Origin of the sequence: Caldibacillus debilis DSM 16016, assembly GCF_000383875.1 — a bacterium.
Classification (GTDB): Bacteria; Bacillota; Bacilli; order Bacillales; family Caldibacillaceae; genus Caldibacillus; species Caldibacillus debilis.
In genome coordinates, this window is record NZ_KB912879.1 from 408,221 (window position 1) to 428,683 (window position 20,463).

Consider the following 20,463-nt stretch of genomic DNA (forward strand, 5'->3'; position numbering starts at 1 on the left):
TCACCCCTTTTCCCGATTTGCCGTCCGTTGTTTTCTCGGCAAAAACAATTGCACCGTTGTCCCTTCGCCCAATTTGGAAGAAATGTTGATGACCTCTTTTTTTCCGTAAAACAGCTGCAACCTGCGGATGACATTTTCCAACCCCAAACCGGTCGTATGGCCGGTATGCGCGTCGGACGGACGACCGGCATCCATCGATAAGTACTTTCGAATCTTTTCTTCGGCCATACCGGCTCCGTTATCTTTCACCTCGACGATGACAACGTCTCCCGACTGACGGACGGACAAGCGGATTTCTCCGCCTTCTTCCTTTCCTTCCACCCCATGGATAAAAGCGTTTTCAATGATCGGCTGCAATATCAGGCGGGGGATCTCCGTATCCAAACAATTTTGGTCGATATGCGCGGAAAAGGAAATCCGGTCGAAAAAGCGGGTCCGCTGAATATGAAAGTAATCCTCCACGACTTTGATTTCTTCCGCCAAAGTGACGGATTTTTTCAGATCCCCGAGGCTGTACCGGAGCAGGGACGAAACCGATTCGATCAACTTCATGGTCTGTTCCGCTTCCTCCAAAAAGGCCATTCGGGAAATGGTATTTAAAGTATTGAAAAGAAAGTGGGGTTGAATCTGGTTTTGCAAATGTTTCAATTCCAAATCCTTCAAAAGCTGTTCCTGTTCCGATTTTTTCCTGATTTCTTCAATCAAATCGCGAATATTGCCGCGCATTTGATTAAAGGCTTCCCCTAATATTTTCAACTCGTCATTGGTCCGGATCTTCAGGGCCTCCCCTTCCAAATTGCCGGCCGAAACTTCCCTGGCCATTTTGGTCAAAGCTTGGATCGGCTGATTTAACTCTTTGGAAAACCACAGGGCGAAGAATACAGCCGACAAAGTCGAGGTCAGGAATAAAAAGACAATAAATTTGCGGAAATTTTCATTCCGTTCGTTCAGTTGCCGATAGAAGGCTTGGTATTCGTTCAGTTCCAAATCAATCAAATCGAGCGTGGTTTCTTTGATGTAGTTGGAAGTGTTTTGCGCCTCCTGCAAATGAAAGTTGTACAAATCAATGTCGTCTTTCAAGGCAAATCCGATCGTTAATTCGCTTTCTTCGATGAATGTGCCGATCATATTTTCATATTTTTTCAATTGGTATGGATCCAATCCGGACATCTCTTTATCGAGAAGATCTTTCCTATTTTCCAGTTCCATTCTTAATTGTTGGAAATCCTTTACGTATCCGGCATCCCGTTCCACGACGAACCGGTTCACCTTGCCGATCAGTTCCGTGATCGTTTGCGAGATGGAATTCAAAATGAAAAATCGGTCAATCCCGGAATCATAGGCGTTCAGCAATTGGCTGCTGCTTAAATAAATCGCCGTGGCCGCGCAATTGAACAAAAGGACAAAAACCAAAAAATAGGCGATCAATTTAGTCCGGATCGTCTTCATCGCCGAATAACCCCTTGTTTTCCTTCAAAAATTGGTCCAAATCCCTTTGCCTTAAAATATGGCTTTCCGTATATTGCAATCTTTCCGGATGATTTCCTTTTTTCAATTCCACCAGCATCTCCACGGCCCGATAGCCCATTTCATAAGGATGTTGCACAACAATGGCATCAATTTTCCCATCCCGCAATAAATCCATGTTCTCCGGCAAAGTATCAAAGGTGATGATATACGGATCCGAATTGGGCCGCATGGTGCTTATGACCCGGGCGATTCCAAGCCCGTCCAAAGCGCTCGTGCCGTAAAATGCGGTAATATCGGGGTGCTCTTTCAATAGATCATAGGTCGCTTGGACGGCGCCGGTTTTGGAAATTCCCGATTCTTTGATCCCTGCGATTTCGATCCGTTTTTCTTTTTCAACGGCATCCCGAAATCCTTGGACACGCAGCCGTTGATGGGAAGCATCGAAACGGCCCGTCACAATTCCGACGACCTGTTTTCCCTCCGTATCCTCAAGCAAGGCTTGCCCCGCCAAAAAACCGGCGGCGTAATTATCGGTGCCGACATATACTTCCCTTCTGCTGTAGGGGGCATCGGCATCGACGGTAACCACGGAAATCCCCCGATCCATCGCTTTATTGATTAAAGGGGTAAAATGATCTTCCGAAATGCCCTGGGTCATAATCCCGTCTACTTTTCCGGCAATCTCTTTGTCCAAAATCCGCACATGTTCGCCCATATTTGCCCGTTTCGGACCCAGATACTCCAAATATACATTGTATTTTTCCGCCGCCTCCCTCGCCCCTTTCTCGATGATGCGCCAATATTCATTATCCGTTTCTTCAGGGATAAGGACGAAATGGTAGGCCTGTTTCTTCGCTCCACTTTTCGCCGTTTTCTTTACGAAGAAAGTCTTCTCGCCGTAATACATCATAAGAAAGAAACAAACGGAAAAAAGGAGAATAAAGACGAAAAAAGCGAACCTTTGTCTCATAAGCTTCACCTTTTATGGAATTTTCTTTTATGGGAAAAATCTTCCTGTTGAGAAAATGGGCGTCGTCCTTTTTTCATGCGGGGATGTTCCTTTTGTGGAAAGGGATGGCCTCTACGTAAAACCCATAAGACTACAGCCGCGCCAATCCGCCGTCCGAGACAATGGAAGGGTTTTCCTTTTAAACCAACCCGCAATAAAAAAATATCCTCCAAAGCAGAGGAGCAAAACCGCGGATTTTCACGGGCAGCCGCCTGCTCTAGAGGTTGAAAGATAATATTACCTTTCCGCTTGCCTTTTCCTTCGCATCTTTTGAAAATGATAGAAAGCGCCGAGCATGCCGGCGTCATTCCGGTATTTGCAGGGGACGACGGGGATTTTAAAATCATCCCAGAACTCGTACCCTTCCAGCTGCCGGTTGATTTCTTTGATCAAATAGGGCTGGGCGCTGACCCCGCCGCCGATCAGCATTTTTTCCGGATTCAGCGTGACGACAAGGTTGTACACGCCCCTGGCGATATGGCCGATCCACCGGTCGAGGAGGGCCTTGACGTCGGGGTCGGTTTTCGCCTCCGCAAAGATTTTTTCCCCTTCCACGGGTTCCTGAAGATTTTTCAGCTGCCGGTATTGGAAGACCAAACTGGCCGTGCCGGAGGTTTCATGCATATTCCGCATCGTCCCGCCGTCCAAATAGGTGATCATCATGCCGTATTCCCCGGCCATGAACCGGCGGCCGCGGTAAATATCCCCGTTCAAATAAATCCCGCCGCCGATCCCGGTGCCGATGGTCATGCAAATAAAATCGTCGCAATCCTGCGCGTTCCCGCTCACCTTTTCGGCGATGGCGGCACAGTTGCCGTCATTTTCGATTTCCACGGGAAGATGGACCCGTTCCTCCAATATCTCCTTCAAATTCTTTTTATGCAAGGCGGTGACCGCCCCGGCCTTTTCGGAGTAGCCGGTATCAATATTGATATAGCCCGGAAGGCTGATGGCGATCCCTTCCACGGCATGCGCATCCCGGTAGCGGCGGATCGCCTCGACCATATCGGCCACAAACCGGTCAAGGTCCTCCCTTTCCGTCGGGTAGGCGGATTTTTCCAAAAACCTTCCGTCCTCCCCGATCAATCCATGCTTTACTTTCGTACCTCCCACGTCAAAAACGATATATTTCTTCATTCCGTCCTCCCCACCTTTTCGTCCCGATTCGCTCCGCCCGCTTTAAAAAGGCGCTCACTGCAACATGGTGGATTCCTAAGGCAATTCAACGCGGTTCTCATTGAAGTCGATAAGCGCTCACTGCAGTACGGTTGATTCCTAAGCGGGATCTTCCCGCTTGGAGCAAGATGCAGCCGCTGCAAAAAAGGAATATCCGGACAAGATCTTCCGTCGGTCTCCTGGCAAGGGTTGCCATCGGCAACAAAGTAAATGCCCAAGCGGAAACATTCATTTATTAAACAGCGTTCGTCGGGGCGCGGATGCCGCCTTTCTCCCCATCCGGCGGGGTGCCATTTGAAGGCGTTCGCACGGCTCTCCGGCCGATGAACCGAAAATCCTTTTGTTCTATCGGTTCTGCCCCGCATCCTTGAATGGCGCCGAAAATCACGTGCGCTCCTCTTCCCGCATCCATGGACGAGACCAAAAAACGCAGCTTGCGGACGCTCCCGTTTCTCCCGGCGGAAATGCGTTATTCCGGCGGAGAGCCAACCGGAGCCTCCGCTCCGCCGCTTAGGCATCTCCGGATCCGGAAGAACCGGATTCGGTCTGCCGAGTCCGCCCGCCGTCGCTTGCACCGGCCCTCTGTCGCGAAATCGGAAAGAAACGCGTTAAATTCTCTTATCAAGGAAAGAAAACCGGGGAAGACCCGGGTTCATTCGCCGTTTTTTCGATCGGTCCCTTTCGTTTGGAGCAATTTATATAAATCCACGAATTGTTTGGCCAAATCTTTCATGGTCATGGCGGTCATCAAATGATCCTGGGCATGGACCATCAGCAGGGAAACGGTGGACGGGTTGCCGTTCACTTCATCCGTGATCAAGGAAGTCTGCAGATGATGGGCTTGGTTTAACGCCTCATCCGCTTCCTTCAGTTTCGCCTCAGCCTCTTCGAACTTTCCTTCCTTCGCCAATTCGATCGCTTCCATGGCATGGCTTTTTCCGTTGCCGCCATGGAGGATCATTTCAAATATCGTTTCCATTTTGATCTCTGCCACGCGGTCCATTCCTTTCAACCGGATGTATGGATTTGAACAACCGGGCCATGCCGGCATCCGTTTGCTCCGCTTTTTCGATGAAGTCCAAAAAATTGCTGTAAAAAGAAGCGGGCGCAAAGCGGTTCCATTTCCGGAAGGCTGTGTTCCCGGGGCGGGAAGCGGGATTTCACGCAAATATGAGAACTTGGCCGGTGAAGTGCCACATTTGTCCAAGAGAAGTTCCAAAAGATTTTACACAAACGCGAAGACGTGGCCGCTTTTTCCATTGAAAAGGGAAAAAACTTCCCCGCATCCTTCGCAGGTTTATGCCGACCGGACAACGGGTCGGGCGCCCGCCGGCCTCCCCCGTCCCCGGATATTCCCTTAAGACAAATCGAAGAACTGAATGCAGCAGGCAAAGCTCTTCCCCGTCCCCGGATTTTCCCTTAAGACCCCTACGGTTTCAAAGACTTCCCGGCCGATAAAACCGGGTTCCCCTACGGTACGCGGCAATGATAGCGGGTCCTCCCGTCGAACCGGGATGGGACGCCGTAAGGAAGACCTCCAGTTCAGGCAATGATAGAGGAGGGCTCACCCTCTTCCTGGGATCGCGCGTGGCATTCCCCCTCTTTCCCACCGCTGAAACAGGATTCCCTTCCCAAGCGGCGCCATCCGCCATATGAATTTTGTGGCATTTTTTCAAAGGAACTTTTTCCGGTCGGCCGATGCCCCGGGAAAATGCTTGCCGGCAGGAAGAAAAGGGAGGCGAAAACGGAAGCGCATCTCCCTTTTCCTTTCCGATTAAAGGTCACCGTCCTTCGCCGTTCGTTTCAATGGATGATAGATGGCGATCGGGCAACATCCTTGTCGTCACAGTTCTTCGCCGTTCGTTTCAATGACCCGTTTATACCAGTAGAAAGATTTTTTCTTCCTTCTTTCCAGCGTTCCCTTTCCTTCATTATCCTTGTCCACATAAATAAACCCGTACCGTTTTTCCATTTCCCCGGTGCCCGCGCTTACCAAATCGATGCAGCCCCACGGCGTGTATCCGATCAGATCCACCCCGTCCAATTCCACCGCCTTTTTCATTTCCTTAATATGCTCCCTTAAATAGGCGATCCGGTAGTCGTCTTGGATCGAGCCGTCTTCTTCCACCTTGTCTCTCGCCCCAAGGCCGTTTTCAACGATGAACAACGGTTTTTGATACCGTTCATACAGCACGTTCAGCGCATAGCGGATGCCCACCGGGTCGATTTGCCAGCCCCAATCGTTCGCTTTCAAATGCGGATTGGGGACCAGGCGGCCGTAGCCCTCTTCGGCCGGGCTTCCGTCCTCATTCTTTCCGGCGACGACGGCGGAAGTGTAATAGCTGAAACCGATGTAATCCACCGTTCCTTCCTTTAAAATCGCCTCGTCTTCCGGGGTGTATTCGATCCGGTACCCTTTATTTTCCCAGTAGGCTTTCGCATAGGCGGGAATTTCGCCCCGGACGTGGACATCGCCGAAGAACCAGCGCTTCCGCATGGCTTCTACCGATTTCATCACATCGTCCGGATCGCAGGAATAGGGGTAGAGCGGAACAAAGGCCAGCATGCAGCCGATTTGAAAATCCGGATTGATTTCATGGCCCAGCTTCACCACTTTCGCGCTGGCGATCAATTCATGGACGGCTGCCTGGAACATGGTTTCTTCCCGGTTTTCCCCTTCCTTAAAAAGGATCCCCGAGTTGGTGAAGACGCAGAAATCATTGTCCGCATCGGCCTGATTATTGATTTCATTAAAGGTCATCCAATATTTGACCTTATCCTTATACCGCTTCATCACCGTTTCCGCGTATTTGACAAAGAAATCGATCAATTTCCGGTTCCTGAAGCCGCCGTAATGTTTCACGAGATGATAGGGCATTTCAAAATGGGAAAGGGTGATGACCGGTTCGATGTTGTATTTCAGCAATTCATCGAACAAATCGTCGTAAAATTTCAAGCCTTCCTCATTGGGCCGGTCCTCGTCGCCGTTGGGAAAAATCCTCGTCCAGGCGATGGAGGTGCGGAAGCATTTGAATCCCATTTCCGCGAACAATTTGATATCTTCCTTATAACGGGAATAAAAATCGATGGCTTCATGGTTCGGATAATAATAGCCTTCCTGGACGCCGTCCGTGATTTTCCGCGGCACCCCGTGCCTTCCCGCGGTCATCACATCGGCGATGCTGATCCCTTTTCCTCCCTTATCCCAGCCACCTTCCAGCTGGTGGGCGGAAACGGCCCCTCCCCACAAAAAATTTTCCGGCAGTCCTTTTTTTGCCATGTCAGTCTCCTCCTTTTCGAATGCATCTTTTTCAATAAAAGGCGGACTTGCCGCCCGGTGCAAATTTTTGCGAACCGCAAATTCAATAACTGCGCGCCCGAATGATCTGCTGCAAAGGTTACGGCCGAAGAAACCGGTGAAAGCGCTGTCTCTGACGGCGGCCGCCATGAAAAGAACCGGAGTGAAAACGCCGGAAACGGCCCCGGCGCCCGCCCGTTTTTCCGGCCGAAAGGAGATTATCCCGGGCTTCCTACGAAACCGATCCCAGAAAGCGGCCGTCCGGCTTGATCCGGTCGGAAACATCGGCCTGGTTCAAAGCCGCCCCCGGTCATTGGAGGCCGTCCGGATTAATCCGGCCGAAAGGCCATCGCCCCTGGCATGGATGAACGCTCCCCTGCCGCAGGACGGCCCCCTCCATTCGCTTCAATTTTAGGCGGAGATTCGGAGCGAATGCCGCCAAATGGATCCATATACTTTTTCTTCAGCAAGGCAAAAATTTCCTTCTTTTGCCGAAAACGCCGGTTCCACAATTTTACGGGATCGTCCTCGACCCGGCAGCCGCCGGTTGGTTGCCGTTTACGCAGAGCCAAAAACATGGGCCACAGGGGCGATCATGGAGCGCTTCCGTTTGCGGCGATCCACGGGATACCCTGTCCGTCCCGGGACCGAGAAACGAAGCCCTGCCGCCTTTCCACCGGAAAAACGGCTCGGCGGGCGAACGGCTTCCATGCCATCCGATATGATAACGGTTACAGCTTCGGTTTCATGCAATCCGCCAGCCTGTGACTTTCTCCCTTGACCGCCGCGGCCGCGGCAAAATTTTTTCCTGAACGTCGACCGAACTCCGGATCCGCATAAGCCGCCGCCATCAAATGACCATGATAAAAGTAATGGAATCCGTCATCACCTCTTTCGGCGAATCCATTCCCGCATCCCGAATCTCCGGCATCGCGTCCTGCCTCTCAAACAGCCACAGACCCATGGGACGGCAAATTTCTCTGAAGCCAAATACGCCCCCGTTGCGAACCGCCGGTTTCTCGCTTCGGCACCTTGCCGCCAATTCTATTGTACGATGAACGGCTTTTATTGTAAGACCGGATTTTTTCCGTTTGTCAACGGAAACTTTTGCACGATTCATGGAAAGACATCGGGGCGGCCTCTGTCAAAAGTTTCAGGGTTTCACCGTCGGGAAAAAGCGGGCGGTCCATCCTCCGGCGTCCGGTTTCCACCGGGCGGACCTTTTGAACGGGGCCTTAGGGACGCCTCCGCCTGAAGGCGCACGTCCCCGTGCAAGATCAACCCCGAAGTTTTGCGGATGATCGGCATAGGAGGGTTACGGCAGACCCGCCGACCTGTGACTGCCTTGCAGTTCAGCCCATCCAATACGCACGCGTACCGTTTTCTCGCCTGCAAATTTTTCAGCACTCGCCCTATCCGCCGAATGACGGCCCATATTCAACGATTTTCGGAATTAGAAAATGTCAATGCAGGAAAACGCCCGTTTTTTGGAAAATTTTTTTGTTCAGCAATCCCTTTGATAAAAAACGGCGTGAAAAGGGGCAAAGAGAATGGGAGAACAGACAAAGTATTTGTGTGTCTCGGAAGAAAAAATCGTGGAAATTCCCATCAGCAAAATAAAAAATGGGGTCATGGAAAAACCGGAAATCTCCTGCTCATGATGCAACTCGTTGACGAAACGGAGAACAGGAAACCGTATAAAATCTTGGATATTTCCTTCGAGAACGTTTCTTTTGACGAAAACGGCAAATATGATTGAAAAGAAGCCGCCTTATCAAAGATCGGCGAAGTTCTGAAAGCCTATTTGTCATCGGAGGGATTTTCCAAAGATTCGCTGCCTCCGGCCGGCGCCGTCCCGTCGGAGCAGGAAATGGAGGCGATCAAGGCATATCTGAACCGGAAATATCCTTTATTGCTGAAAAATTCGCCCCGGGCGCTCGAAGGGGCGGTCAACGATCAATAAAAACCGACGGGCGATGAAAGGTGAGACCGATTTTTCCGGCGGCTTTCGCTCTTCCCGGATCCAAAAAGGTTTCGTTCCGCGGAGAAGAACCCATTCACTTTAGGGGCAGCGCCCTTGCCATGGCGCATTGATCCATGTTGAATCCGGCAGAAAAACAAACACATGAAAGAGTCTCTGCGGGTTTCATGCCTTTTCTCCATCGCCCAGCCGGAAAGCCCGGCGGCCAATGACGGACCGCCGGGCAGGTTTTCCCCTTTCCCCTCTTGGCCGCCTGCCTCTTCTTGCGGCACCATCCGGGCGAGCCATGCCCGCGGCAGGCCGGGGTTCCCCCCTCCTCCCTTTCAACCGGACCATGCCTGTTCTGCTTTCATCTTCGGGAACCGTCCCTTTTCCCAAATTCACTTCACATCCAGGTTTACGTCCGGCGAATTTTTTTTCCCGGCGTAACGAAAGAATTTGGGCGGAAACGCGCTCACCGCCAAGGTGACGACCAAGTTCACCGCCAAAGCAACGATCCCGACGTTCAAATCTTTGACCGCTTGAGGCAGTCCGGGGAATAATGTGCCGATCCCCGTTCCGGATAGCGTAATATAGGCCACCGTCGCCACGCCGGCCACAATTCCCGCAGCCGCTCCGTATTTTGTGACAAATTGATTTTTAAACAAGCTGAAGAAGAGCGCCGGAAAGAGCTGGGTGACCAGATTATAACCCATCAGGAGCAGGGCGACGATCGTCTCCCCGCCGCGGAAAGTGAAATAGAGAGAGACGAGGGCGATGACGGGAACCAGATAAACGGCCAGCTTCCTCACCCGCTCCTCGGTCGTCGACGGCGAGAACACTTGATAAACGTTCTTCGCCAACAATGTGGCCGACGTCATTAAAATCATCGAACCCGGCACCATGGCCGTCAACAGCCCCGCCGCTCCGATCACCCCGACAAACCAGGGATCAAAGGTGGCGATGGAAAGGCGCAGCAAAGCCAAATCCGCGTCCGATCCCTGCAAATCCGGGACTTGCAAAATCGCCGCGAATCCGACGAAAAGGACGAACAACAGCACCAGCTGATAAATCGGCAATAGGACGGCATTTTTCCGGAAGACGTTGGCGCCTTTCGCCGAATACACCGATCCGAAGGTATGGGGCCACATATAAAAGCCGAGGGCCGTCAACAGCACGGTGGAAATAAACCAGGATACGCTCATCCCTTGATCCGGCAAGGTGAGGAATCCGGGATTCGCCTTTTCCACCGCCTCGAACATCGGCCGGATTCCGCCGTAATAATGTACGGGCAAATATATACCCAAAAATACCGCCACGGCCAAAATCATGAAATCCTTGACGACCGCCGTCCAGGCGGAACCGTGAATGCCGGAAATCATCACATAGACCGTGACCGCCAATACCCCGAGCCAAATGGCGGCGGCAGGCGAAATCTTTCCGTAAGAAGCTTCGGAAACGATAATTCCCAAACCTTTCAATTGCAGAACCAAATAGGGAATGAGGGCGACAACCCCGACGAGGGAAACGAGAACCCCGAGCATCGGGCTTTTGTACTTGTGGGCAAAAAAGTCGGACTGGGACATCAACCGGTGTTCTTTGGCATATTTCCACACTTTTGGGAGCATCCAGTAGGACAAGGCGTAGGCCAGGCAGCCGTAGGCAATGATGTAAAAGGCCGGCCCGCCTTTGCCGTAGGCCCAGCCGCTTCCCCCCAGGAAAGTGAACGTCGTATAAATTTCCCCCGCCATGAGGAGAAACACGAAGATCGCCCCGAATCCGCGCCCTGCCACCGTCCATTGTTCCAAATTCATGTCCTTTCCCTGGCGGGCCCGCACGCCCAAATAGAACGCCAAAAGAAGAAAAACGCCGATGACGGCAAGGGCGGCATTCATTTTCCTTCCTCCTCCCGCGCTTCCGGATCGAAGCGGTAAACCACCCACAGGATGAGGGAAGTGAGCACCACCCAGAGGACGACCCAAAAGAGAAGGAAGGGCATCCCTAAAACATACGGCTTCACCCGGTTGGCAAAGGGGATTCCCCCGAGCATGCCGAGGAACGGAACGACAATCAGCCAACGAATTCCTTTCATCCTCATTTCCTCCCCCGGTTTTAAGTGAACATAAACACCTTGCCCGTCTTCCATGGGCGAACAGCCCGACCTTCGGGTCCGACTTCAGGTTTCAAGTGAACATTCACTTCCTGCCCGTTCGGAAAATGAAACTGGGAAAATTTCGTTACGACGTTTGGCTTCATGCGAACGCTGCGACACCCGTCGATGCGATCGTAATTTTCGGGAAAATTCCGTTCTGTTACGCCGCCTGCCCCAACAATTTCAACGCCGCATGCACGAAGAGCCGGACGCCAATTTCCAGCGAATCCTCGTCGATGGTAAAACGGGGATGATGATGCGGATAGATGATGCCCTTTTCCTTATTGCCGGCGCCGACGTAGAAAAAGCTCCCCGGCACCCGGTGCAGGAAGGCGGAAAAATCTTCCCCCACCGTGTTCGGCTTCATCCGTTCCACCGCCTCGTCGCCGAACACCTCCCGTGCCGTTTCCTCGATCACCTTCGTCACCTCGTCATCGTTAATGACCGGGCGATAGCCGTAATGATATTGAAATTCATAGGTTGCCCCATGGGCCTCGGTAATCCCTTTGATGATCCGTTCCATCCACTGCGGGACCGACTGCCTCAGCTTTTCGTCAAAGACCCGCACCGTGCCCTGAATTTCCACCGTCCCCGGAAGTACGTTAAAGGTCGTTCCCGCCACAAACTGGGTCACGGAGACGACGAGCGGTTCGATCGGATCGACATAGCGGGAGACGATATATTGCAGGTTCGTCACCACCTGGGCGCCGATGGCGATGGCATCCACCGTCTGGTGCGGCATTCCCGCATGGCCGCCCTTTCCGTGGATGCGCAAATGGAAGCTGTCCGGTGAAGCCATCATCGGGCCGTAGACGATGCCGATTTTTCCGTGTTCAAGGGGCGACCAGAGATGAGTGCCGATCACCACATCGACCCCTTCCAAAACGCCGGCCTGCACCAATTCCTCCGCCCCGCCGGGGTACAGCTCCTCCGCATGTTGGAAGAGGAAACGGACTTCCCCCTGAATTCGGTCCCGCAGGCGGGTTAAGATTTTGGCCGTTCCCAAAAGCATCGCCGTGTGGCCGTCATGCCCGCAGGCATGCATCACTCCCGGATTTTTCGAAACAAATTCAAAATCGTTTTCCTCTTGAATCGGCAAGGCATCCATATCGGCGCGGATGGCGACCACCCGGCCGGGTTTCTCGCCGATCAACCGGGCCATGACGCTCGTTTTCGTCGGCCGGGAAAGCTCAAGATTGCCGAAAGATTGAAGCTTTTCGTAGACGAATTGGGCGGTTTTTTCCTCCTGGAAGGAAAGTTCCGGATGGGCATGCAAATGGCGCCGCCAGCCGACCACTTCCTCCTTCACTTCATCGACGAGCCGTTTGATCTCTTCATTCGTCATGAAAGTCCTCCCCTTTCTTCCCCTTGAAGTCTTTTGGCTGATGAATGTCGATGTTTTTTCGATAAACCGGCTTCGTCCCCGTTCTGCTTGCCGATTATTCCCTCCCGCGGTGCTTTCCGCCAACTACAAACGGAATCTTTGCTCAAATTTTAATTTTCTATCTATTTTAGCGCAGCGGATTCCATTTTTCAAATGATTTTTTGCAAAATCACCCGGGTGTTCCCATCGGGGGAGATGCCTCCGAATGCCGATTTTGGACGTTCCGGCCGATGATGGACATAAATGAGGGGATGATGGACATTTTTTTGACGATGATAGACAAATTTTCTTCCATGTTGGACATATTTCTTTTCATGATGGACAATAATTTTCAAATGTTAAACAAATTTCTCTTCATGATGGACAGTGTCAGGCGATGTTGGACAATTTTTTATAAATGTTGAACCGTTCGGGCACGATTTTGGACAAACCGGCTTTCCGGTCAAAAAGGATGTTGGACCATCTTCCGGAAATGTTGAACAAAACCGACCGGATGTTGAACATTTGGGAAAAAATGTGGAACGATCGGGGACCGATATTGGACAGTCCGGCCGCAGGAACAGGACGGATGTTGGACATTTGGAAAAAATGCAGAATCATCGTGGCCTAATGTTGGACATTTCGTTCAGGGGGGCATGACGAATGTCGGTCATGTGGGAAAAATTGCGGAGCCAGCGAAGACCGATGTTGAACCGTCCATTCATAGAAAGAAACAAGGACAGATTTCGGCCATACCGATGTTGAGCATTCCGGTTGCGGGAACAAGGCAATTGTCGGACGGTCCGTGTTCCATCACATCCGGCCGCGGGACAAGACAAATGTCGGACGGCCCGATATTGGACAGTCCATTCGCAGGAACAAGACGGATGTTGGACATTCCCGCAAGGATCAAAACCGCAGCCCAATACCCGCCATTTCTTCGCCCCGCCCGATGGAACCAATCAAGCGAAGATACCAGACGGGGTTTCGCCTGCGCGGAAAATCCCCGTCAAACCCGTGTATCCGCCTATAGCCCGGTTCCTGCCGCCTTACCCAGCAAAAACGAAGTTCATCAGTCTTTACATGAAAAAATTTTCGCGGGACACCGCCATTTCTCCAAAGCAAATCGGCGATTTCTTTCGGCGGTTCTTGAAAAGATCCTGTCCGGCATCACCGGCAAACTTCAAACAACAAAGAGACATGGACGATAACGATGGCAACAAAAAAAAGGAGGCAACAATGCGCTGCCTCCGTCTTCGTCCACGGCTTCCAATCCCCGTTTTTTACTTTAACCCTATCCTTTCCTTGATCACATACACCGCCCCGAGCAGGTTCGCGTCGTTGCTGTGCCTGGCGGGAACGATTCGCGGCCTTACTTTATAATTTTCCCTCTTCTTCATCACCTGATCGATCGCCCGCTCCAGCATCTCCATATACGTCTGATTGCGACTGATGGCGCCGCCGATGATGATGACGGCGGGGTCCAAAATATATTGAAGGTTGATGATCCCGATGGCGGTATACAGCAATTGCTTCTGGATCAGCCCGGCCAGGCGGCCGTCGGATTCGATCATTTCAAATAACTCCACGCCGTTTGCCGCCGGATAGCCGTTTTTCCTGGCAAAAGCCAGCAGCCCGTTCAATCCGCTTTTCCCGCCGAAGGAATGGAATGATTCCCGTTCCACGTCATTATCGATCAACATGTACCCGAACTCCCCGCCGTTCAAAAAGGCGCCCCGGAGGAGCTTGCCGTTCACCATTGCCCCGCCGCCGACGGCACTTCCGACTACGATGATCGCCGCATTCTCCAGCCCCCGGGCATGCCCTTTCCACACTTCCCCCAGCAGGGCGCAATTCCCGTCGTTTTCGATAAAAACGTCCACGCCCTGCAGCATTTCCCGGATGTCGCCGACAATATCCTTTTCGATCAAATAGGCGAGCGCGGAAGAACCGGTGATTTGGTTCCGTCCGGGATCGTAAATCCCCGGACAGCTTAAACCGATATACGGGGAAGGCCTCTCTTCCGAATAAACGTTGGTAATAAACCGCAACAACTGCCCGTAACTTTCCGGGGTCGGGGCGATTTTCTTCCTCAAGATTTCCCCGTCTTCCGATACGACCGCATATTTCGTATTGGTTCCGCCGATGTCAAAAGCCAGGTAATTCATCTTCGTCACTTCCAAAAGGAGAAATAATAGAAAATGAGCATGAGCAAGCAAATAAAGATAAATAACGAAAGAATGAATCCCGTCGTAAAATAGGTCAAAATCAAGGAAAAGGCCTGGGTCAACAAAAAACAAATGATGCCCGCATACAGGGAGAAGTTGACGACCACTTCGCTGACGGCGGATTCACCGAATTTTTCCCGGACATAATTCACGCAGCCCAAATAAAGAAAGGCAAAGCTCACCCCATGGAACAGATAGGTGGCGGTAAACACCTCCGGAAGGCCGGCGAACAGGGCGATCACCCACCGCAGCAGGCTCAAGCCGATTCCCGCGAAAATGATATTCTTCGCCCCGTATCTTTCGATCAGCCGGTCCACAAAGAAGAAGCCGGTCACCTCGGACAAAAAAGAGCCGAGCAAAAGCGCAGCCCCGGCCCAAAAAACCGCGGCTTCCACGTCCAATTGGAAAGCGGTCCGGTAATGATTGTTTAACACCACGCCGAAGCTGTTGGGCAGCGTGACGACGACAGCACAAAGGAAAAGGAGGGCGGTTACCCTTTTCCCGCCCATCCCGCTTCCCTTGCGGACGGCCGTCGGGTCTTCCATTTCCCCGTTCAGCGGGAAGAAAAGATTGCCGAGAAAAATCAGGAAATTGAGGAGCAAGATAAAAACAAGCAGATCGTTCACATTTTTCGTCAAAGAAAGGATGAAGCCCGCCGCCAGCCCGCTGCTGGCGTAGCCCATGGAGCCGAACAGGCGGAATTTTCCAAAGGGGCGTCGGTTCCGGTAGGACCAACGCCCCATCAAGCCTTCAAAGGCGATATCGATGCTGGATGAGACGGTATGGTAAAGCAGGAACAAAAGGATGAACAGGGTCTTCTGTTCCGCGATGCACATCCAAACGGTGATGACCAGCCGGATGATCAGCGATATTTGGATCAGGCGGTCTTTGTTCCGGGCGAAGGTGATGGCCTTTCCCCAAAACAGGGTGGCAAAAATGATCACGATCTGCGATAAACTGTAAACGACCAAACTCAGATGGATGGGAACCCCGCGGTCATTCATCAAAATTTCGTATTGAAAAATCAGCATCGAGGTAACCAGCGAAAAAGCAAAGAGCTGAAACCGAAAGACGGTTTCCCTGATCGCATCCTTAACGTTCATTTTCCGGCACACCGGGTCCCGCCGGTTTGGATACCGGCTCCTGATCATTTCCTTAACATCCATTTTCCAGGCCCTTTACAACCAAAGTTTCAGCGTCAATGCATCATAGGGAGGAATGCGGAAATCTTGATCTTCGCTTATTTCCTCAATGCAATTCGTCTTCAAAACATGGGCGAATCGGCGAAAATCATAGTTTTCCAGTTTCTTTTCCCCGCCGGTCGGGTTCTTTAACCGCAGAAGGAACGCACCGTCGTCGTAGAGGGACGGGGAAAAGCTGCTGAACAGGCTGTCCGGGCCGACTTCCAGCAGGGAAAATTCCCGCGGCAGCGTTCCCTTTTGATAACGGGGCTGAATCTTATTGTCCAGACGGTAAATAAATTTGTTCAAGGTTTGCGGCTGATAGCTGATATGCTCGGAAGAATAGGTCTCCCACAGTTTGGCCGTTCCCAGTTCGTCAAACCTGCCCTCCTTGACGCAAAGGGCAAATTCGAAGTCCAACGTCCCGATCAATTCCGCCTGGGGCGTGGGAATCATCACATGGCCCTTTTTCGTCGTGTCTCCGGAGGCGCGTCCCGGCCGGGTGACCAGATTCGGCTTGCCCAGCTGCCCGGTCGTGGCGAATAACGTCAAATAGAGGCTGTCGCCGATGTGTTGATATTCCTTGATCCCCTTTCCGAAGGCGGAAAGGTGATAGTTTTCCTCCTCCACGCTGACGGAAGCGTCGAAGGGTTCGATATCAATGGGCATTTCCACATAATCTTTTTTCCAATCGCCCACGTTCCCGTTCAAAACCGGACGGCGGATATAGCCGAAAGGCAAGGAAGCGATCGTTTCTTTCGCATGGATATCCGTATTGATTTTCACCCGCAGCCGGTGGCTGTAAATCCGGTTGTCGACCGTGCAGCGGCAATCAATGATTTCTTCCCCTTTTCGCAGGCTGATTTCCAGCGTGATCCGCAAGCGGTCTTTTTCCCCGTTTTCCTTCAGCCGGTCGTCCAAATGGCGGGGCAGCAAAAATTCCCCTTCCAGCGTCATCGTTTCGACGAGGGACGCCTTTTTGACATTTTTCAAGGACAGGGAAAGGAGTTCCGGCTTGTCCCCGGGCAAAGGAGAGAAATCATAGGTGTCGCCGTCGTTTCCGCAATCTTCGAAACGGATAAAGCCTTTCATCTTTTTCCCGAATTTTGTTTCCAGCACCAGATCATTGTCTTCATAGGAAATGCGGTAGTGTTCATTGCTGATTTCGCGGGCTTCCGTTTCCTTTAATTCGGGAAGCGGCGCATCCCCCTCTTCGAACCGGATCACCCGGTAGCCCATCGCCGGCAGTTCGACCGGGATCAACACTTTCAATCGATAATAGGGGTCTTCGTTCACATATTTGGGCCCTTCCGGCGACTCGAGCAGCAAATTGTTTTTTCCTTCGTAATAAACGGCATCCAGGAGAACGGCATCCTCGATCCCTTCGAATCTCACATTTTTCGACGGATGCATGAATTCTACGATCTTATAACCTTTGAATTTTTTCGGAAGGGTGTTGAAGACAAGAATTTCATTTTCCTTCAGCCCGATTTTTTCCGACAGCCGCTTGGCGATCAGATTTTCGATGCTGTCCGCGATTTCATCGACCGCTTTCATCCGATGGAGGACGTCCGCGGCAACAGGATCCGTGACGCATCCGCCCATGCTGTCGTGGGCTTGCCCTTCCAACAGTTTTTTCCAGGCATGGGTCAACAGGTTCGTGCTGACCTCAATCCCGTTCGCCCGGGCGATGGCCATTAACGGTTCGATCCGCTTCAGCAGTTTTTGTTCCATCCGGAAATTGGTTCGCTTAATGTCATAGCGGACCGATCCGATCGACTTGTGGACGCGGGCGGTGCAGGGCTCCCGGAATTCCCCCTGATATTCTTCCAAATCTTTTTCCCCGCGCAACGTATCGATGAACGTTTCATAGGAACTGACCACATATTGGTCCTGGGATTTTTGATTGATGGACGCCAATTTCTGCGGTAAATCTTCAACGATGCGCAGCTGGTCTCCGCCCGAGGTGATCAGGAGCTCCTGCTGATCGGTTAATTTCTTCAATTTTTCCACGGCGGGGAACAGCCGTTTGTCGAGATACTCGTCGCTGTCATTAAGGAAGGCCGCGGCGCCGTACCCGTCCACCAGGTTGGCCGCGACGACGGCCTTTTCCCCGAGCCCTTTCCAAATGAAATACGGCCGCTTGACATGCTTTTGCAGATTGATGCCCCGCCAAAAGATGATGTTATCGATCCCGCAGTTTCTCAAGATCGTCGGCATTTGCGCGTTAAATCCGAAGGTATCGGGCAAGTAGCCGACCCGCATGGGATCGCCGTATTTTTTGCTTTCCTTGATCCCGATGGCCAGGTTGCGGATCATCGATTCCGCGTCGACAAAGAAGGCATCCGTTTGCGTGTACCAGGGGCCGATGGCCAATCGTTTTTGGCTGACGAGTTTTTTCACTTGCCCGGTCCGCTCGGGTCTGAGCTGCAAATATTCCTCAAGAATGGAGATTTGCCCGTCCAAGCAAAATTTCGCTTCCGGATTTTTTTCCAATTCGTCCAGAATTTCCGTGAAGACGTCGTCGCTCAAAACCAAGGCGTCGGAAGTGGTAAAGTACCATTCTCTGTCCCAGTGGGTGTGATTCACGACATGAACTTTTCTCATCTCAATCCTCCAATTTTTCTTTGACCAGTGAGTAAATCCTTTGCTGATCCCCTTGTTTCAGCTGGCTCCGGTATTCGTCATCCAGCAAAGACTTCGCGATTTTCGAGAGATACTTCAAATGTTCGGCAGCGGATTGTTCCGGGATGAGCAGGACGAAAGCGAATTGGACGGGCTGCCCGTCCAGTGTATCCCACGGGATGGGCAGCGTCTTAAAGATGAGCAAACGGGGTTCTTTGACCGTTTGATTTTTGCAATGGGGAATGGCAAACCCGTCCTGGAAGCCGGTGCTCTGTTGTTTTTCCCGTTCCAGCAGCCCTTGCAAACAGTCGGACTCGGAATGGACGTAGCCCAGTTCGGCCGCTTTTTTGGCGATGAGCCGCAAAAGCTGTTCTTTATTTTCCAGTTTTTCTTCCACCAAGAAAATATTTTTTTCCTGAAAGATTTCAGTCATTGGCGATCACTCTTTTTCTGAGAATGAATCTGTATAATAAAGCATTGACAAAGGCGCTGAACAAGATGAGCACAATCCACCACAGCCAGGAGAAGGCCGGTCCTGTCGTGTACCCGACGAAGGCGCCCAGCGGCGAACCGATTCCGCCGTAGAAGTGGATTCCTGCGGATGCGACCAACGCGCCGGCAAGACCCGAGGCAAGGGTGTTCGCAATGATCAACGACGGATGGGCGGCCGCAAACGGGATCGCGCCTTCCGTGACCCCGACCATCCCCATCACGAAGGCCGAAGTCCCGAGGGTGCGTTCTTCCAGGCTGAAATGTTTCTTGAACAGCCAGGTCGCAATTGCCGCGCCGAGCGGAGCCACCGAGATGGCCGCGCCTGTTGCCGCCTGGGGAATGGCGTTCACGCCTTCCGGACCGAATTGGTTCATGGTGTCGACGAAAATGGCCGAGCTGACCAACAGGGCCGTTTTATTCACCGGGCCGCCCAAGTCAAATCCCATCATCGCCCCCAAGATGGCGCCGTAAATAATGGGAGCGGCCGCATAGCTCTCGGTAATATGATTGATAAATTCATAAAGGGAATTCATGCCAAAGGCGATCGGCTGACCGATCAGATAATAAATCACGATATAGGAAACGAAGGTTGCGAGCAACGGGATGATCAGGATGGGAACAACCGGTTTTAAAAGCTTCGGCCAGGGAACTTTTTTCAGCAACAGGACGAGATAACCGACGCCAAAACCGACAATAATGGCACCGATGAACCCGGCTCCCGTTTCCGTTCCCAAAAATTTCGCATCATTGATCATATAACCCGCGATAAATGCAGGAGCTACAGCCGGCCTGTCGCCGATGGCCCGGGCGACACCCGCGGCAAAAATGGGAATCATCAAGGTGAACCCGATTTTACCAAGATCGAATAATTTGGAGAAAAATTCCCCTTTGGCGTCATCCGAGAATCCCCAAACGACCAGATCGGGATTGTTCGGATCGGGATGGAAGGCGAAAACATTGGCGATGGCCAAAAGCAAACCGGCCGCAATCGTGACCGGAATCATATCCGTCAAACCGGACATCAAGTAACGGACAAACTTGTTCGTGGACGTTCCGATCTCGATTTTTCCCCCGACTTTCGTTCCTTTGCCGCTGTAAAGCACCGCTTTATCCAACGCGGTCAAAATTAACGTTTTTGCGTCTTTCAATGCCGTGTTCGTGTCCACTTCCAAAACTTTTTTCCCGATAAAACGGCTTTTGTCAATGTTGATATCGGCGGCGATAATGACAACATCCGCCTTCTCGATATCTTCCTTGGTCAGTTGGTTTTCCGTTCCGATCGTCCCCTGCGTTTCCACTTTCGCTTCGATGCCCAATTCTTTTGCGGCTTTTTCCAAAGCTTCCTGTGCCATGTAGGTATGGGCGATCCCAGCGGCACAGCCGGTAACAGCGACGAAACGTTTAATTTCCACAGTCTTTTCCTCCTTTTCTCCTCTCATGTTGAAAAATGGGATTTGTTTATAAGGCGCGTTCTCCTCCGATAACCACCAACCCCCCGGTTTCGCACCA

16 protein-coding genes are annotated in these 20,463 nt (G+C 51.9%); 2 read left to right on the forward strand and 14 right to left on the reverse strand.

Translation table 11 applies throughout. The annotated features are described in order from the left end of the window. The 5 genes from A3EQ_RS0102660 to A3EQ_RS0102710 form a co-directional block, all read right to left on the reverse strand. Entirely contained in the window at nucleotides 1-1,449 is a 1,449-nt protein-coding gene (locus tag A3EQ_RS0102660) for a sensor histidine kinase (RefSeq protein WP_020153639.1), read from the reverse strand. Continuing rightward, complete coding sequence (locus A3EQ_RS0102665; protein ID WP_020153640.1) at nucleotides 1,430-2,440, reverse strand: sugar-binding protein; 1,011 nt, start codon at nucleotides 2,438-2,440, stop codon at nucleotides 1,430-1,432. Before A3EQ_RS0102665 ends, A3EQ_RS0102660 begins: the two co-directional genes overlap by 20 nt. Nucleotides 2,441-2,716: 276 nt before the next feature. Continuing rightward, nucleotides 2,717-3,616 carry an ROK family protein gene (locus tag A3EQ_RS0102675; RefSeq protein ID WP_020153642.1) on the reverse strand — a complete coding sequence of 300 codons (900 nt, stop codon included), beginning with the start codon at nucleotides 3,614-3,616 and terminating at the stop codon, nucleotides 2,717-2,719. A gap of 691 nt (nucleotides 3,617-4,307) precedes the next feature. Next, nucleotides 4,308-4,658, reverse strand: a complete 351-nt coding sequence (locus A3EQ_RS0102690) for a PTS lactose/cellobiose transporter subunit IIA (protein WP_051091385.1) — start codon at nucleotides 4,656-4,658, stop codon at nucleotides 4,308-4,310. Nucleotides 4,659-5,498: 840 nt separating this feature from the next. Beyond that, entirely contained in the window at nucleotides 5,499-6,935 is a 1,437-nt protein-coding gene (locus tag A3EQ_RS0102710) for a 6-phospho-beta-glucosidase (protein ID WP_020153649.1), read from the reverse strand. A gap of 1,315 nt (nucleotides 6,936-8,250) precedes the next feature. Here A3EQ_RS0102710 and A3EQ_RS22400 point away from each other — a divergent pair. Further along, entirely contained in the window at nucleotides 8,251-8,712 is a 462-nt protein-coding gene (locus A3EQ_RS22400) for a hypothetical protein (RefSeq protein ID WP_154652796.1), read from the forward strand. 602 nt (nucleotides 8,713-9,314) lie between these two features. Here A3EQ_RS22400 and A3EQ_RS0102755 read toward each other — a convergent pair. The 4 genes from A3EQ_RS0102755 to A3EQ_RS22405 all read right to left on the reverse strand — a co-directional run bounded on the left by A3EQ_RS0102755 (nucleotide 9,315) and on the right by A3EQ_RS22405 (nucleotide 13,028). Next, nucleotides 9,315-10,808 (reverse strand): sodium:solute symporter family protein, encoded by a 1,494-nt coding sequence (locus tag A3EQ_RS0102755; RefSeq protein ID WP_020153657.1) that lies wholly within the window; start codon nucleotides 10,806-10,808, stop codon nucleotides 9,315-9,317. Beyond that, nucleotides 10,805-11,005: a DUF3311 domain-containing protein gene (locus A3EQ_RS0102760; protein WP_026499694.1), complete on the reverse strand. Its 201-nt coding sequence runs from the start codon at nucleotides 11,003-11,005 to the stop codon at nucleotides 10,805-10,807. The genes A3EQ_RS0102755 and A3EQ_RS0102760 overlap by 4 nt, the downstream gene beginning before the upstream one ends. A gap of 220 nt (nucleotides 11,006-11,225) precedes the next feature. Then, nucleotides 11,226-12,410 carry a M20 family metallopeptidase gene (locus A3EQ_RS0102765; RefSeq protein WP_020153659.1) on the reverse strand — a complete coding sequence of 395 codons (1,185 nt, stop codon included), beginning with the start codon at nucleotides 12,408-12,410 and terminating at the stop codon, nucleotides 11,226-11,228. 408 nt (nucleotides 12,411-12,818) lie between these two features. Continuing rightward, nucleotides 12,819-13,028 (reverse strand): hypothetical protein, encoded by a 210-nt coding sequence (locus tag A3EQ_RS22405; RefSeq protein ID WP_154652797.1) that lies wholly within the window; start codon nucleotides 13,026-13,028, stop codon nucleotides 12,819-12,821. A gap of 56 nt (nucleotides 13,029-13,084) precedes the next feature. Between A3EQ_RS22405 and A3EQ_RS0102780 the strand changes: the two genes are divergently transcribed. Further along, nucleotides 13,085-13,639 carry a hypothetical protein gene (locus A3EQ_RS0102780; RefSeq protein WP_020153662.1) on the forward strand — a complete coding sequence of 185 codons (555 nt, stop codon included), beginning with the start codon at nucleotides 13,085-13,087 and terminating at the stop codon, nucleotides 13,637-13,639. Between the two features lie 72 nt (nucleotides 13,640-13,711). Here the strand turns inward: A3EQ_RS0102780 and A3EQ_RS0102785 are convergent, their stop codons facing one another. The 5 genes from A3EQ_RS0102785 to A3EQ_RS0102805 all read right to left on the reverse strand — a co-directional run bounded on the left by A3EQ_RS0102785 (nucleotide 13,712) and on the right by A3EQ_RS0102805 (nucleotide 20,366). Then, nucleotides 13,712-14,596 carry an ROK family protein gene (locus tag A3EQ_RS0102785; RefSeq protein ID WP_020153663.1) on the reverse strand — a complete coding sequence of 295 codons (885 nt, stop codon included), beginning with the start codon at nucleotides 14,594-14,596 and terminating at the stop codon, nucleotides 13,712-13,714. A gap of 5 nt (nucleotides 14,597-14,601) precedes the next feature. Next, complete coding sequence (locus tag A3EQ_RS0102790; RefSeq protein ID WP_169382639.1) at nucleotides 14,602-15,759, reverse strand: MFS transporter; 1,158 nt, start codon at nucleotides 15,757-15,759, stop codon at nucleotides 14,602-14,604. Nucleotides 15,760-15,834: 75 nt separating this feature from the next. Then, the gene (locus tag A3EQ_RS0102795; protein WP_020153665.1) at nucleotides 15,835-18,444 is read right to left on the reverse strand and encodes a glycoside hydrolase family 38 N-terminal domain-containing protein; all 2,610 of its coding nucleotides are present in this window, start codon (nucleotides 18,442-18,444) and stop codon (nucleotides 15,835-15,837) included. Nucleotide 18,445: 1 nt separating this feature from the next. Then, nucleotides 18,446-18,895, reverse strand: a complete 450-nt coding sequence (locus A3EQ_RS0102800) for a PTS sugar transporter subunit IIA (RefSeq protein WP_020153666.1) — start codon at nucleotides 18,893-18,895, stop codon at nucleotides 18,446-18,448. Next, nucleotides 18,888-20,366 carry a PTS fructose transporter subunit IIC gene (locus A3EQ_RS0102805; protein WP_020153667.1) on the reverse strand — a complete coding sequence of 493 codons (1,479 nt, stop codon included), beginning with the start codon at nucleotides 20,364-20,366 and terminating at the stop codon, nucleotides 18,888-18,890. Before A3EQ_RS0102805 ends, A3EQ_RS0102800 begins: the two co-directional genes overlap by 8 nt. Nucleotides 20,367-20,463 lie beyond the last annotated feature (97 nt).

Coding starts and splice junctions, on each gene's coding strand:
- A3EQ_RS0102660 (WP_020153639.1), bottom strand. CDS start 1,449: ATGAAGACGATCCGGACTAAATTGATCGCCTATTTTTTGGTTTTTGTC.
- A3EQ_RS0102665 (WP_020153640.1), bottom strand. CDS start 2,440: ATGAGACAAAGGTTCGCTTTTTTCGTCTTTATTCTCCTTTTTTCCGTT.
- A3EQ_RS0102675 (WP_020153642.1), bottom strand. CDS start 3,616: ATGAAGAAATATATCGTTTTTGACGTGGGAGGTACGAAAGTAAAGCAT.
- A3EQ_RS0102690 (WP_051091385.1), bottom strand. CDS start 4,658: ATGGACCGCGTGGCAGAGATCAAAATGGAAACGATATTTGAAATGATC.
- A3EQ_RS0102710 (WP_020153649.1), bottom strand. CDS start 6,935: ATGGCAAAAAAAGGACTGCCGGAAAATTTTTTGTGGGGAGGGGCCGTT.
- A3EQ_RS22400 (WP_154652796.1), top strand. CDS start 8,251: ATGATCGGCATAGGAGGGTTACGGCAGACCCGCCGACCTGTGACTGCC.
- A3EQ_RS0102755 (WP_020153657.1), bottom strand. CDS start 10,808: ATGAATGCCGCCCTTGCCGTCATCGGCGTTTTTCTTCTTTTGGCGTTC.
- A3EQ_RS0102760 (WP_026499694.1), bottom strand. CDS start 11,005: ATGAAAGGAATTCGTTGGCTGATTGTCGTTCCGTTCCTCGGCATGCTC.
- A3EQ_RS0102765 (WP_020153659.1), bottom strand. CDS start 12,410: ATGACGAATGAAGAGATCAAACGGCTCGTCGATGAAGTGAAGGAGGAA.
- A3EQ_RS22405 (WP_154652797.1), bottom strand. CDS start 13,028: ATGTCCAACATCCGTCCTGTTCCTGCGGCCGGACTGTCCAATATCGGT.
- A3EQ_RS0102780 (WP_020153662.1), top strand. CDS start 13,085: ATGACGAATGTCGGTCATGTGGGAAAAATTGCGGAGCCAGCGAAGACC.
- A3EQ_RS0102785 (WP_020153663.1), bottom strand. CDS start 14,596: ATGAATTACCTGGCTTTTGACATCGGCGGAACCAATACGAAATATGCG.
- A3EQ_RS0102790 (WP_169382639.1), bottom strand. CDS start 15,759: ATGAACGTTAAGGATGCGATCAGGGAAACCGTCTTTCGGTTTCAGCTC.
- A3EQ_RS0102795 (WP_020153665.1), bottom strand. CDS start 18,444: ATGAGAAAAGTTCATGTCGTGAATCACACCCACTGGGACAGAGAATGG.
- A3EQ_RS0102800 (WP_020153666.1), bottom strand. CDS start 18,895: ATGACTGAAATCTTTCAGGAAAAAAATATTTTCTTGGTGGAAGAAAAA.